This window comes from Luteimonas sp. A534 (assembly GCF_054072805.1).
On the sequence record NZ_JBSVRR010000001.1, the window covers coordinates 618,162 to 631,296 of the forward strand.

Below are 13,135 nucleotides of genomic sequence, written 5' to 3' on the forward strand. Positions count from 1 at the left end.
AGGCTACAGGGTCATGTCTTCGTAGCTGCGGGGATCGGAGACCGGTTCCAGGTGCCCGGTCACGCGCATGGCCGGGAACTCCGCCACGATCTTCTCCACCAGGTCTTCCATGGCGTCATGCCCGCGCAGCACCGTCCAGTCACCGGGCACCAGCATGTGCATCTCCATGAACTGGCGGGCGCCGGACTCGCGCGTGCGCACGGCATGGAATTCGATCCGACCCGGTTCGGCGTGCGCGTTCAGGATGGCGTGGATCCTGGCGTTGTCTTCCGCGGACAGGGTCGCGTCCATCAGGCCGGAGGCGGATTCGGACATCAGCCGGTAGCCGGTGACCAGGATGTTCACGCCCACCAGGATCGCGATCACCGGATCCAGCCAGTTCCAGCCCGTCAGCCACGCCAGCCCCAGGCCCACCACGACCCCGACCGAGGTGTACACGTCGGTCATCAGGTGCTTGCCGTCGGCGCGCAGAGTGATGGAGCGGTGTCGGGTGCCGACCTTGATCAGGATCCGCCCGACGACGCCGTTGAGGACAGCGGCCACGATCGAAATGGCGAGGCCGATGCCGAGTGATCCCAGCGGCCGCGGGTTGAACAGGCGATCGATGCCCAGGTAGATGATCGAGGCCGCGGCGACGAAGATCATGATGCCTTCCAGCGCGGCCGAGAAGTACTCCGCCTTGCTGTGGCCGAAGTGGTGGTCGTCGTCGGCCGGCCGGGCGGCGATCGTCAGCGAGACCAGGGCGACGATCGCGGCCACCAGGTTGACCATCGACTCGGCGGCGTCCGACAGCAGGCCCACCGAACCGGTGATGGCCCAGGCGCTGCCCTTGAGCAGGACCGTCAGCACAGCGGTCACGATGGCCAGCCAGGCGTATTTCCTCAGGTCCGGCGTGGCTTCGGCCGGTCTGTCGTGGGGTTTCATGGTGACTATTGTCCGCTGCGCGCATCGGCGGGGCCAGTCGGAAGCCTGCCGGTGCACGATCGCCAGGGCGGCTCGGAACTATGACGTCGCCTGCGCGGGTATACATCGTCGTTCCAGCGCGGTGGGCGGCGCTTGCGCGCAGGTCGATCAAAGAGGAGTCGCATAGCCTGGCAGGCGTCAGGGCCACAGGACGAGAAGGGCGGAGCGCTCCTCTGGCCAGCCGTCCTGAGCCGAGCGAGGTGGGCTGTTCGCTCTTTGCCGGTAGTGGATGTCTGCCCGGGCAGTGGATTAGGGTTGGTTATGGGGGTACGGGACGGCTGTTCCGACCCGCGGCCAACGTTCACTGGTCGAGCAGACGGCGCAGAGATCATCGCGGCCGCAAAGCCGGAGGAGCAGCCGGGACCGACCAAGAACCCGCTGCAGCCCCAGCGATCAAGCCTCAGCCATGGCCAAATGACACCGTTGCCCAGGTGCGCGCCGTGGCCGATATCCTCGCTGCCAGTCCAGTGGCGCTCTCAATCGATGAGATCGCGGCCAAGTGCACTGCACGCGGCCCGCGGAAGAAGCGGCTGCCGAATTGGTGGCGCTGGGGAGAGCGCAGGAGCAGGAGGGTGGCTATGTTGCGGGGGTAGGCCGTTGCCCGGCTTTCCGCAACCCGGGCGTCCATCTATGCTGCCCACCAGCGCAGCTGGGTGCATCTGAGCGACAGCATTGAGAACATCGAGCAGCACAACTAAAACAGGGGGCTTCAAATGCAGGACCAGGAACTGGAGTACGTAGGCTTTTGGGCACGCGTTGGCGCAACCATCATCGACTGGATCATCATCCTGCTGGTGACTCTTCCGCTTACCGTGATGATTTACGGATGGGAGTACTTCACGAACGACGAAGCCCCATTTTTTGCTGGTCCTGCGGATTTCCTGATCTCATGGGTCCTGCCATTCGTCGCAGTGGTCCTGTTCTGGGTCTACAAGCAGGCGACGCCCGGGAAGATGGCGGTTTCGGCGCGCGTAGTAGATGCGCGAACCGGAAATCCGATGAGCGTCGGCCAGGCGATTGGCCGTTACATCGCCTACTTCGTGTCCACGATCCCGCTGTTCCTCGGCATCATCTGGGTCGCTTTTGACCCGAAGAAGCAGGGCTGGCACGACAAGCTGGCCGGCACCGTCGTGGTCCGCGCGCAGAACCGCGGACCCGAGCCAGTTCGTTTCGACCGGGCGTGACGCAGCGTCCGGCATTTTCGGGAACAGGAGTAGCCCGTGGCAAAGTTCCTCAATACCAGCGCGACCAACTACTTCCTTGAAGAGCTCATCAAGGACGCCAAGGATCGCCTGATCCTCATCAGCCCCTACCTGAAGCTCAACGACCGGGTAAAGGAGCTGCTAGCCGACAAGAACCGGCTGAAGATCGACGTGCGGATCGTCTACGGCAAGAGCGAGCTGCAGCCGGCAGAGATCAGCTGGTTGCGCGAGCAGACCTACATCCGCACGAGCTTCTGCAAGAACCTGCATGCCAAGTGCTATCTCAACGAGGAGCTGTGCATCGTCACCAGCCTCAACCTCTACGAGTTCAGCCAGGTCAACAACAACGAGATGGGCATCTTGATCCGCCGTCAGGATGATGCCGAGCTGTATCGCGACGGCTACGAAGAGGCGCAGCGCATCATCCGCATCAGCGATGAGGTGCGAATCTCGATGGAGCGGGTGACGGTCGATGAGCCTGGTGAGGCGGAGCAGGATGGAGGACAGGAGGAGGCCGGCGACACGGGCAAGCTGACCTCATCCAAGCTTGCAAGGAAGCTCGGCATGAAGACGGCTGAGTTGCTCGACAAGCTGGTCGCTCGCGGCTATCTGGAAATCAGGGGCGAGAAGCATTACCTCACCGAGGCTGGAAAGGCCGCCGGCGGGGAGTTCCGGATGGGGCAGCGTTACGGGGCCTATTTCCTCTGGCCTGATTCGTTGGAAGCCTGAACAGACCTCGACACCATGGCCGAGAACAAGACCAAGCCGATCCATCCGCCGGCTCTCCGGTATCGATCCCGATGTATTGGAGCAGTTGGTCTTGGGCTCTGTCGCTGAGCTCGGGCGCCTTCAGGAGCAGGAGAAAACATGAAGATCATTCCGCTCGTGCTTGTCGGGCTGATCTCGGCCCATTCCAGCGCGCTGGCGCAGACCCGCTGCTCCACCGACGCGTATGGCAACACCAAGTGCCGCAACAGCGATGGGACCGCGACCCGCGCTTCGTCCAATGCCTTCGGCAACACGACCTATCGCAACAGCGTCGGTACTACCAGGCGCTGCAGCACCGACGCCTAGGCGACACCACCTGCCGCTGAGGGAGGCCTGTCCGGTTCGCGCTGCCTTAGCAGGTGCCGTTTTGCGTCCAGGTGCTTCCGCTGACGCCGAAGCGGGTTCCTCCGATGCACTTCTCGTCTCCGGACAGCGGCTTTGCCTGGTCGGTTGGGCGGCGTTGTACGGGTGCAGCCGGCGTCGGGGTAGGGTAGGCGCTCGGTCCTGCCAGCTCTTGGCCATCAGGCGTCTGGTAGATGACTCGCTCGGTCCTGATCGGCGCTGCTGCGGGCGTAACGGCCGCGGCCTCGGCACGCGCGACGCGCACGTTGTAGAACCACGCTGCATTGGTCAGCGCCAGCAATCCGAGCAGCACGAACGCGAGCGCTTGCCAAGCGGTGGCAGAGAATCCCCACGGCGCGGGATCCGATTGACGGCGTGCCATGCTGCTTTCCCCCAATGAATCACCAGCTGCGACCATAGCGCAGGCCTGAATGTCGCCGCGGTTGCATGCAGCACGGCTTTTCAGCGGTAGGGATGCAAGCGGCTGTGTTGGTACAGCCAACGGTCGAGCAGGTGCGGTGCGACCCAATCGCCGCTTGGGCTGACGAGTCGCTGCCCAGCCATGTGCCATCCGCGCCACGGTCCATGCAGCGCGGTCTGGTTATAGACCACGCGCGCATGGTGGTCGTTGCTTGACTCGGCTTTACAGTGCCAGCAGATGGCCATCCCAGCCTCCGAGAATGAAGCGGGCAAGTCACTGTGCCACCCGCGCCGTCCGTTCTAACACTTCGCATAATGCACATTATGTCAGCCTGTTCATGGCCCTGATCGTTGCAGCAATCGGCCTTGCCGCTTCCCGCCCTCGCCTGCAAATGGATTGAGATCAATCACTTGCAGGGGGAAATGCGACATGGAAACGCTGATCATCGACCCGACGAAGCAACGCATCGAACTCGCCGGCCCCTGGGCCGGTTCGGGCCAAGGTGATCGGCAGCCACATGGAAGCCGTCAATCACGCCATGCAGACGCGCCAGGACCTGCACGACCACATCAAGGCAACGGGCATGGATCCCGAGCGCGTACTGGTTCCGGAAGACGGCGAGTCCTATACCTTTTGAAGAGGTAACGCCTATCTGGCTTGATTGCCGGGATTTGGCGCGCATGTCTGTTATCGACGCGGCAACTCGTGGCAACTGCGGCGAAACATCACAGCGAAGAGGAACCCATCATGCGAAAGGTCTTCATCATCGGCGGCTCGGGCAAAGTCGCCCGCCGCCTCGCCCAACAGCTCGCGGCGCGCGGGCATGAGCCGCGTTCGCTGTACCGCAAGCCGGAGCAGGCCGGCGAACTCGAAGCCCTGGGCGCCGTCCCGGTCCAAGGCAACCTGCTGGAACTCGACGCCGACGGACTGGCGCAGCGCATGGCCGGCAGCGACGTGGTCGTCTTCTCGGCCGGCGCCGGCGGCAAGGGCGGAGCGGAGATGATCGACGCCATCGACGGCCGCGGGCTGGAACTGGCGGTCGCGGCGGCGCAGCAGGCGGGCATCCAGCGCTTCCTGCTGGTCTCGGCCTTCCCCGAGGCCGCCCGCGGCAAGGCGGTGTCGGAGACGTTCGAGCACTACATGGCGGTGAAGAAACTCGCCGACGTGCATCTGGCCGAGTCCGACTTGGACTGGGTGATCCTGCGCCCCGGCACGCTGCTGGACGCGCCCGGCACCGGCAAGGTGCGCACGGGCCTGGCCATTCCCTACGGCGACGTGCCGCGCGACGACGTGGCCGCGACGCTGTTGGGGATCATCGAACAGCCAGCGGTGAGCCGCATCATCATCGAACTGACCGAAGGCGACACGCCGGTTGCAGAGTCCGTGGCGCGGCTGGTGCACGCCTGAGTCGCAGGCTTTCCTCGGCTACCTGAGTTGCCGAAGCAGGCAGAGCGCGTCCTCACGCTTGGCGTCCATCAGGCGGATCTCAGGTGGCAGGTGGAAACCCGCGCCGGCAACGGCAGCCTCGATGTTCTCCCAGGTCCGCGCATCCAGCGCGATGGCGCGGAGCACGTGGACGAGCGCAGCAAGTTCGCCGGCTCCCAATCCGCTCGACCAAAGGCCGGCCACCACGTTGATCAGCGGCACCGTGAGCGGCCTGAACTCCAACCCGTCGCGCGCAAACAGTGTCTGGACCAGATCCTCCCGGTCGCCACCCAGCGTCCGCAGTATCTGGAACACCTGCCCTGCACCTTTCATGCCCAGGGGTTCCAGCCGCGCCGCCAACACCGCGCCCATGCTCGCGGCCCCGTGGAGGTCGAGGCCGCGAGCGAGCGCCCTGGCGGCTTCTTCGGGGTCCAGCCGCAGGTCAGGGTCAAGCAGGCCGTCGACGATCACGACCTGCGCCGGTTCAGCGATGGCATCCAGGTCGCCGCGGACGATGGGCGCGCGGTACTCCGCATCCAGGACCGCGCGCGCCTCCGGTCCGGTGAGGCTCAGGCCCAGGAATACGATTGGCCTCACGCGCTCCCTCGTGGCGCGGGATCGCTGCTCAATTCCGCTGATCAGTTCGGCCAGGCGGAACCGCGGATGATGGAACAGAAGTCGGTCCGCCGGTATCCCGGCACCTTCAGCGCCAGCACGTCCGCCTTCACGTTGCCGAACGCGGTGTCCGGCTTCTTCCTGATGCCATCGGCGAAGTGGTCGATGATGCCTTCCTTGAAGTTCGCCTCGCGGGGATGACAGGCACAGACCTCGTGGCGCTGCTCCTGGCTGAACTCGTCGTAGGCGATGCCGAGCACATCCATCTCGACGCCAGCGGTCACCAAGGCCACGGTCGGCCGCATGTGCCCAGGGATGCCGGGCGTCGTATGCAGTGCGATGGCCGTCCAGACGTCTTCGACGTCGCGCTCGGGCACGTCATAGCCGTTCATGAAGTCGCGCGCCGCGTTGGCGCCGTCGACCTCGAAGCGCAAGTCGGCGCTCGAGTACCGCTGCGTCAGGCCCATGTCGTGGAACATGGCACCCAGGTAAAGCAGCTCCGGATCGTATTCGAGGCCGCGCCGGTTGCCGGAAAGCGCCCCCCATAAAAATACGCGCCGGCTGTGGTTGTAGAGCAGGTCGTCTTCGGTGTCGCGCACAAGCTGGGTGGCGGCGCGCACCAGCGGGCTGTCGGGCACGCGGATGCCGGCGATGGTCTCGGTCATGGAAATCCACTCCTGGAAAATACTGACCTCAAGTGTCGGCAGTTATCCGCCTGGCAACAATCAAACCCTTGCGCCGGATCGTGACAGAACAGCGCGATTTCATGACGCCGGGGATGTTTCCTGGTGCCGGAACCGGGCGCGGTATTGCGCGGGAGTCACGCCGAGGCGTTCCCTGAAGACGATCCGCATGCGGTCCGCGGTTCCGAAACCGCAGTCGTATGCCACGGTCTTCAATGGCAGGTCGCTGCTTTCCAGGACCTTTCGGGCCGCGTCGATCCGTGCCCGCAGGACGAACTCGTGCGGGGTGATTCCGGTTTCCTGGACGAAATGGCGGATCAGGTTGCGCGGACTCATGTCCGCCACGCCGGCAAGCGACTTGAGCGCGTGCCGCTGGGCGGGATGCGCCGCGATGTGTTGCTGGACGAGCGCCACCGACGACGTGGGATCGACGGGAGGCGTGAGATAGGGGCTGAACTGGGATTGGCCGCCCTGGCGCTGCGCCACCACGACGAGCCGCTTGGCGACGGCCACGGCCACCTCCGGCCCATGACGCTGACCGACCAGCGCCAAGGCAAGGTCGATCCCGGCCGTGACACCGGCAGACGTGATGAGTCGGCCGTCGCGGACATAAATCGAATCGGCTTCGACTTTCGCTTCGGGGAACATGCGTGCCAGCTGGGCGGCACTCTGCCAGTGGGTCGTGACCCTCCGGCCATCGAGCAGGCCGGCATGGCCGAGCACGAACGCGCCCGTGCAGATCGAACCGTAGGTCGTCGACCTGCGCGGCGCTTCCCCCACCCACTCCAGCAGTTCGGCATCGGGCAACGTGTCCGGCAGCTCCGGCCCGCCTGCCACCAGGATGATGTCGAAGTCGCGTCGCGCCTCCTCGAACGTCATGTCGGCCACCACCAGCATGCCGCCGGATGTCCGCAGCGGCTTGCGATCCGCTGCAACCAGGACCGTCTTGTAATGATCCCCGGCCGGAACATGACCGTTTGCCTCGGCAAACACGTCGACCGGCCCCGCGACGTCCAGCGCCTGCACATGTTCGTGTATTGCAATCGCGATCGTAAGTATCGCCACGTGACCCCTTTACACCTGCAAGGACGGGTTGATCAGATACTTCTCGCCGGTCGACTTGCGCTCGTACGCAGCCAAAATTTCTGGCTGGAGCGCATCCGTGAGGCTGATGGTCTTCGTGTAGTGGCTGGCGAAAGTCGTTGTCAGCTCATCCACGACACGTTGGCGCATCCGCGCCGCGACCTCCTGGCCCGCCTTCTGCATGAACGGGAAAAGCAGCCATCCGCCGACGTTCCAGGCAAAGCCGAACGTCCGATCGATCACGGTCGGCCCGGTGTCCAGGGCGCCGTAGATATAGACCTGCTTGAACGCATCCGAGCCGTAGCGGTTGTAGGTGGTGACGCCGCGGCTGGCGACCGTTTCCATCGCCTGCAGGATCTGGCCGGCCAGCTTGCCGCCACCAATGGCGTCGAAGCCGATGGTGGCGCGGGTTTCAGCAATCGCTTCCGTCAGCTCGGCCTGGAAGTCGGGCGACGTGCTGTCGACGATGTGGCGTGCGCCGATCTCGCGGAGAATCGCCGCCTGCGCGCTGCTGCGCACGATATTGACCAGCCCGATCCCGTCCGCAAGGCAGATCCTGTTGAGCATCTGGCCCAGGTTCGAAGCGGCGGCGGTCTGCACGATGGCGCTGTGCCCCTCGGCCTTCATCGTCTCGGTGAAGCCAAGCGACGTCAGCGGATTGACGAACATCGACGCGCCGTCCGCGACGTCCACGTCATCGGGCAGCAGGATGCAGTCCTGCGCCCGCAGTTTGCGCAGCTGCGTATACATCCCGCCGCCCAGCATCCCGACTTTTTTGCCAAGGAAATGCTGCACATCGCGACCCGCCTTGACGACGGTGCCCGCGCCTTCGTTGCCGACCGGCAGCGATTGATCCAGCCGACTGCGAATGGCCGCCAGGCGCTGCTGCGGAATGTCGGCGACCAGCACCGGCCGTTCCGGCGCGCCTTCGGCCCGGACGGTCGATACATCGGCAGGGCCGAGCAGGAGCCCAAGGTCGGATGGATTGATGGGCGTGGCCTCGACCCGCACCACCAGCTCATCCGGGCCGGGCTCATCCAGCACGACCGTCTCCAGGCTCAGGCGAAGCTGTCCATCGGACGTCGCCAGCGATCGCAGTTCCAGTCCTTTCATCGTCTTGTCCATCTCAGTTGCCTCATGGGAATTCTCGAACGGGAGGAGCGCACGGAATGCGATCGCTCAGCGCTCGATATCGAATACCAGCAGCGTCGACGTGGCCGTCGCACACAAGCGACCCTCGCCGTCATGCAGCGTCGCCTCGGCGAACGCGACGCGCCGTCCCATCGAGACGACGCGGCCGGCCGCGCGCACCGTGCCGCTGCTGTCGGTGAGCGGGCGCAGGTACGACACCTTCAGTTCGAGGGTGGTGTGCCCGCGCCCGGCGTCGAGCTGGCTGTGCACGGCAATGCCGCAGGCGCTGTCGAGCAGGGTCGCCGCATAGCCGCCGTGCACCGAGCCAAGCGGGTTGTAGACGGTCCGGTCGGGCGTGCCTTCGAACACGGCATGGCCGCGATCGACCTCGACCAGCGTGAAGCCGAGCGTTTCGCCCATCGGCGGCTGGTTGGCTCCTGCCACCATCAGGGCGCGAAGCTGCTCGAGGCCGTTGAGCGCGTCGTCTCCCCACGTGTCCACGGCGCTCACCACGGCTCGTGGAAGGGCCGGACTTCGGCGAGGAACGACCAGGCGTCGCGCGGCTGGTGCGCGAGGTGCCAGACCTCGCCCGCGATCGAGGCGGGCGAGATGAAGAAGTCGTCCGCCGCTTCGGGCAGCCGCTCGCGCTGCCAGGGCACGTCGATCACCGCGTCGATGATCAGATAGGCGACATGCACGCCCTTCGGTCCCAGGTCGCGGGCCAGTGATTCGGCCAGGATCCGCTGCGCCGCTTTCGTCGGCGCGAACCCGGCAAAGCCCGCCCTGCCGCGCTGGGCAGAGGTATTGCCGGTCACGATCAACGCGCCCTCGCCGGCCTCCACCATCGCCGGGGCGGTCAGCCGCGCGAGGTTGAACAGCGCCATCGTGTTGATGTCGAAGTTCTTCTGCAGCGTCTCCGCCTCGATCTCCATGAACGTGCCGAACGCACCGCCCACGGCGTTGTGGACGACCACCTTCGGCATGCCGACGTCGGCGATGGCCTGCTCGAGCGCGGCCACGTCAGTCACGTCGCAGAGCACCGCGATGGTGTCGGGGATCTCTGCTTCCAGCGCCGCGAGGCGATCGGCGTTGCGCGCCAGCATCGCCACGCGGTAGCCACCCTCGGCGAAGCGCCGCACCAGGGCAGTGCCGGTGCCGGGGCCGACCCCGGTCACGAGGGCGAGCGGTTTGGTGGTCTTGTCGGTCATGCAGCTTGCTCCAGGTGCGCGAGATGTTCGCGCACGAAATCGAGACGGTCGTTGCCGAAGAACATCGCGTCGCCGACGAACATGGTCGGTGAGCCGAACACGCCGCGCTCGATGGCTTCGCGGGTGTTGGCCTCCAGCTGCGCAATCGTTTCGGGCGCATCGATCCGCGCGGCGATCGCGTCGGCGTCGACATTGATCCCGGTTGCGGCCGCGGCGATGACGGCAAGGATGTCGTCCTTCGTGGCCAGCGCCTTGCCTTCGCTCCAGCACGCACGGTACAGCGCCAGCGTGATCGTCGCGGCATCCGCGGGCGAGCCCGCCGCCAGCACCGCGCGCGAACAGGCATCGCCATCGTTCGCGCGCATGTCCGACGGGTTCAGAGCGAAGCCGTAGCGCTGCGCCCACCGCGCCAGGTCGTCGCGGGCGTAACGCCTCTTGGCGGCGCAGGTGAGCGTGGTCGGCACGTTGCCGACCGCCTCCATCACCTTCAGCACCATCATCGGCCTGAGCACGAGGTCGACGCCCATCTCGCGTAGCTGCGTGAAGGCAAGGTAGCTGTATGGGCTGCGGAAATCGTAGAAGAGTTCGAGCGGTTGCGTCATCGGGCTGCTCCTGTGGCGAGGTTGTTCAGAAGATGGCGAACGCCGTCGTCGGCACCGGGTCCGGGGCGAAGCTGGATGCGGTTCGTGGGCACGGCCGTGCCGGTTTCGGGATCGACCAGCGCCAGGCGCAGCGGTCGCCCGGTCTCGCAATCGATTGTCTCCACGGTCGGCGCGCCAACGCCGCTCGCATCCCAGCGGTCGCCCCATTCGCGCAGTGCGACGCTGACCTTCCACAGGTCGCGGCCCTTGGTCGTCAGCTGGTATTCGACCCGTGGTGGTCGCTCCTGGTACCGCGACTGTTCGACGATGCCGTGCTGCGTCAGATGCTTCAGGCGCGCCGCCAGCGTGGCGGTGGGAATGCCCGTGCTCTCGCGCAGCGCGTCATGGCGGCGGAGCCCGAGCGACAGGTCGCGGATCAGCAGCAGCGTCCAGCGATCCCCGATCAGCTCGAGCGCGCCCGCGATGGAACACCGCATTCCTGCGAAAGACTTCACTTTCAATTTGCCGGTACCTATTACTTCAATTATTGAAGTATATGTGTTTCAGAGCTTTTGTCGACATCCGCCAGGATGACTTCACCGACGTGCGCGTGTTGACCCGCAACATCGTCTTCAACGGTACGCAGCTGAGCATCACCGGTGGACAGCATGGCGATGAATGGAAGCCGTCAATCACGCCATGCAGACGCGCCAGGACCTGCACGACCACATCAAGGCAACGGGCATGGATCCCGAACGCGTGCTGGTTCCGGCGGACGGCGAGTCCTATACCTTCTGAAGTCCGGTGCCAGACTGCGGCCGCGCTCGGCCAGGCTGTACTCCACCTTGCGGATACACCTTCGACACTTGGATGATTCATGTGCATTCTTGCGAAGAACATGCCCATCCATCACATTGATGCGCCCCGCCTTGAAGGACTTCGTCATGCGTGCCGTCGGCTACCAGACCTCGCGACCCATCAACGACGTCGCTGCCCTGGTCGACATCGAACTGCCGCGACCGGTCGCGTCCGGATGCGATCTGCTGGTCCAGGTACGCGCGGTGTCGGTCAATCCGGTCGACACCAAGGTCCGTCGCAACGCGCAACCCGAGGCCGGCACGTGGAAGGTGCTGGGCTTCGACGCCGCCGGCGTGGTGGTCGAGGCCGGCCCCGACGCCAGCCTGTTCAAGCCCGGCGATGAGGTGTTCTACGCCGGCTCGCTCACCCGGCCCGGCACCAACGCCGAGTTCCACGTGGTCGACGAGCGCATTGTCGGCCACAAGCCGCGCAGCCTCGATTGGGCCGAGTCAGCGGCCCTGCCGCTGACCTCGATCACCGCCTGGGAAGCGTTGTTCGAGCGTCTGCAAGTCCGCGATCACCAGGTGCCGGGCGCGGCACCGGCCATCCTGATCGTCGGCGCCGCGGGCGGCGTCGGCTCGATGGCGACCCAGCTTGCACGCCGGCTGACCGACCTGACCGTCATCGCCACCGCGTCACGGCCGCAAACCCACGCCTGGGTCAAGGACCTCGGCGCCCACCATGTCATCGACCACCGCCAGCCACTGGCTGACCAGGTCGCCGCGCTCGGGCTCGGTGCCCCCGCGTTCGTTTTCTCGACGACGCACACCGACGAGCACCTGGCGCAGATCGCCGCGCTGATCGCGCCCCAGGGCCGGCTGGCGCTGATCGATGACCCGGTGACGTTCGAACTCGGCCTGTTGAAGCGCAAGAGCGTGTCGGTGCACTGGGAATACATGTTCACCCGCTCGATGTTCGATACCCCCGACATCGCCGCCCAGGGCGCGGTGCTCGAGGAGGTCTCGCGCCTGGTCGACGCCGGTACGCTGCGCACCACGCTGGCCGAACGCCTCGGCCCCATCGACGCGGCCACGCTGAAACAGGCCCACGGCCTGATCGAAAGCGGCAAGGCGCGCGGCAAGATCGTCCTGGAAGGGTTCGCGGCCCGGTGATTGCCCCAATGGCGCGACACCAAGCGCATACGGCCGCTGTGATCTGATCCGGACTCCACACATCGAAGAGGCATTCATCATGCGCAAGGTCTTCATCATCGGCGGCTCGGGCAAGGGTGGCGTGGAGATCGAACACCCGGCGGTGAGCCACATCATCATCGAGCTGCCCGAAGGCGAGGCGCCGGTCGCTGAGTCCGTGGCGCGCCTGGTGCGCACCTGAGTCGCCCACCCCGCTCTATCGACAGGCCGCCCAGACCTCGTCATCGAGCTTCCGCAACAGATCGAATGTCCGCTTCAGGCCCACGCGCCGGAGTGTCTGCTCGCGCCGGTCGCGGGCAGCCTGGCAACGGTCTGATTTGCCGCGCGTCGTCGTCCGGGCCGGACGCGTGGTCCGCGAGCCGGTTCGGGCAGTCGTAGCGGATCGCGACGAAGCGCCGGTCTGTCGCTGCTGTGGGACGGGTCTCGCAGCCGCGGCGTTCGCGGCCGGCTCCGGCACGGCGTCATACGTGTTCGCGAGCAGATGACCGTCCGCACACGCACCGCTGGTGAACGTGACGTGGCCATCCGCATCGATGCACTTCTGCACGGTCTGCGCAGCGGCTGGAGCGATCGATCCCGGCATCGCCACGCCCACGACCAGCAACAGCGCCAGCCACCCACCCTCCCTGGATGCTTCCCGCATACGGCCTCCTGCCAAACGGGTGAATGCCGGTTCCCCGCGCCAGCGAGGGCGCGGAAACGTA

General features: G+C 65.7%; 17 protein-coding genes. 6 read left to right on the forward strand and 11 right to left on the reverse strand.

What is annotated here, in order from left to right:
- Positions 1 to 3 precede the first annotated feature (3 nt).
- Positions 4 to 924, reverse strand: coding sequence for a cation diffusion facilitator family transporter (locus ACW5F0_RS02795; protein WP_456964503.1), 921 nt, complete (start codon positions 922 to 924; stop codon positions 4 to 6).
- 752 nt (positions 925 to 1,676) lie between these two features.
- Here ACW5F0_RS02795 and ACW5F0_RS02800 point away from each other — a divergent pair.
- From ACW5F0_RS02800 to ACW5F0_RS02810, 3 genes are all read left to right on the forward strand, one after another.
- On the forward strand, positions 1,677 to 2,147 hold the full coding sequence (locus ACW5F0_RS02800; RefSeq protein ID WP_456998984.1) for an RDD family protein: 471 nt from the start codon (positions 1,677 to 1,679) through the stop codon (positions 2,145 to 2,147).
- A 36-nt stretch (positions 2,148 to 2,183) separates the two neighbouring features.
- A complete protein-coding gene (locus tag ACW5F0_RS02805) occupies positions 2,184 to 2,894 on the forward strand; it encodes a phospholipase D family protein (RefSeq protein WP_456964505.1) in 711 nt (236 codons plus the stop codon).
- 138 nt (positions 2,895 to 3,032) lie between these two features.
- Positions 3,033 to 3,239, forward strand: coding sequence for a hypothetical protein (locus ACW5F0_RS02810; protein WP_456998986.1), 207 nt, complete (start codon positions 3,033 to 3,035; stop codon positions 3,237 to 3,239).
- A 46-nt stretch (positions 3,240 to 3,285) separates the two neighbouring features.
- Here the strand turns inward: ACW5F0_RS02810 and ACW5F0_RS02815 are convergent, their stop codons facing one another.
- On the reverse strand, positions 3,286 to 3,657 hold the full coding sequence (locus tag ACW5F0_RS02815; protein ID WP_456998987.1) for a hypothetical protein: 372 nt from the start codon (positions 3,655 to 3,657) through the stop codon (positions 3,286 to 3,288).
- Between the two features lie 786 nt (positions 3,658 to 4,443).
- Here ACW5F0_RS02815 and ACW5F0_RS02820 point away from each other — a divergent pair.
- A complete protein-coding gene (locus tag ACW5F0_RS02820; RefSeq protein WP_456964508.1) occupies positions 4,444 to 5,103 on the forward strand; it encodes an NAD(P)-binding oxidoreductase in 660 nt (219 codons plus the stop codon).
- An 18-nt stretch (positions 5,104 to 5,121) separates the two neighbouring features.
- Here ACW5F0_RS02820 and ACW5F0_RS02825 read toward each other — a convergent pair whose 3' ends face one another.
- The 8 genes from ACW5F0_RS02825 to ACW5F0_RS02860 form a co-directional block, all read right to left on the reverse strand.
- A complete protein-coding gene (locus ACW5F0_RS02825) occupies positions 5,122 to 5,718 on the reverse strand; it encodes a TfuA-like protein (protein ID WP_456964509.1) in 597 nt (198 codons plus the stop codon).
- Between the two features lie 41 nt (positions 5,719 to 5,759).
- Complete coding sequence (locus ACW5F0_RS02830) at positions 5,760 to 6,401, reverse strand: HD domain-containing protein (RefSeq protein ID WP_456964510.1); 642 nt, start codon at positions 6,399 to 6,401, stop codon at positions 5,760 to 5,762.
- A 99-nt stretch (positions 6,402 to 6,500) separates the two neighbouring features.
- A complete protein-coding gene (locus tag ACW5F0_RS02835) occupies positions 6,501 to 7,484 on the reverse strand; it encodes a GlxA family transcriptional regulator (RefSeq protein ID WP_456964511.1) in 984 nt (327 codons plus the stop codon).
- A gap of 9 nt (positions 7,485 to 7,493) precedes the next feature.
- Entirely contained in the window at positions 7,494 to 8,627 is a 1,134-nt protein-coding gene (locus ACW5F0_RS02840; protein WP_456998988.1) for a zinc-binding dehydrogenase, read from the reverse strand.
- Positions 8,628 to 8,681: 54 nt separating this feature from the next.
- Entirely contained in the window at positions 8,682 to 9,134 is a 453-nt protein-coding gene (locus tag ACW5F0_RS02845) for a PaaI family thioesterase (RefSeq protein WP_456964513.1), read from the reverse strand.
- A gap of 5 nt (positions 9,135 to 9,139) precedes the next feature.
- On the reverse strand, positions 9,140 to 9,841 hold the full coding sequence (locus ACW5F0_RS02850; RefSeq protein WP_456998989.1) for an SDR family NAD(P)-dependent oxidoreductase: 702 nt from the start codon (positions 9,839 to 9,841) through the stop codon (positions 9,140 to 9,142).
- A complete protein-coding gene (locus ACW5F0_RS02855; RefSeq protein WP_456964515.1) occupies positions 9,838 to 10,443 on the reverse strand; it encodes a DsbA family protein in 606 nt (201 codons plus the stop codon). Before ACW5F0_RS02855 ends, ACW5F0_RS02850 begins: the two co-directional genes overlap by 4 nt.
- On the reverse strand, positions 10,440 to 10,919 hold the full coding sequence (locus ACW5F0_RS02860; RefSeq protein ID WP_456998990.1) for a winged helix-turn-helix transcriptional regulator: 480 nt from the start codon (positions 10,917 to 10,919) through the stop codon (positions 10,440 to 10,442). The genes ACW5F0_RS02855 and ACW5F0_RS02860 overlap by 4 nt, the downstream gene beginning before the upstream one ends.
- Before the next feature lie 447 nt (positions 10,920 to 11,366).
- On the opposite strand from ACW5F0_RS02860, the gene ACW5F0_RS02865 reads away from it, so the two are divergent.
- Positions 11,367 to 12,392: a zinc-binding alcohol dehydrogenase family protein gene (locus ACW5F0_RS02865; protein WP_456964517.1), complete on the forward strand. Its 1,026-nt coding sequence runs from the start codon at positions 11,367 to 11,369 to the stop codon at positions 12,390 to 12,392.
- A gap of 79 nt (positions 12,393 to 12,471) precedes the next feature.
- The gene (locus tag ACW5F0_RS02870; protein ID WP_456998991.1) at positions 12,472 to 12,612 is read left to right on the forward strand and encodes a hypothetical protein; all 141 of its coding nucleotides are present in this window, start codon (positions 12,472 to 12,474) and stop codon (positions 12,610 to 12,612) included.
- A gap of 15 nt (positions 12,613 to 12,627) precedes the next feature.
- Here ACW5F0_RS02870 and ACW5F0_RS02875 read toward each other — a convergent pair whose 3' ends face one another.
- A complete protein-coding gene (locus tag ACW5F0_RS02875; RefSeq protein ID WP_456998992.1) occupies positions 12,628 to 13,074 on the reverse strand; it encodes a hypothetical protein in 447 nt (148 codons plus the stop codon).
- Positions 13,075 to 13,135 lie beyond the last annotated feature (61 nt).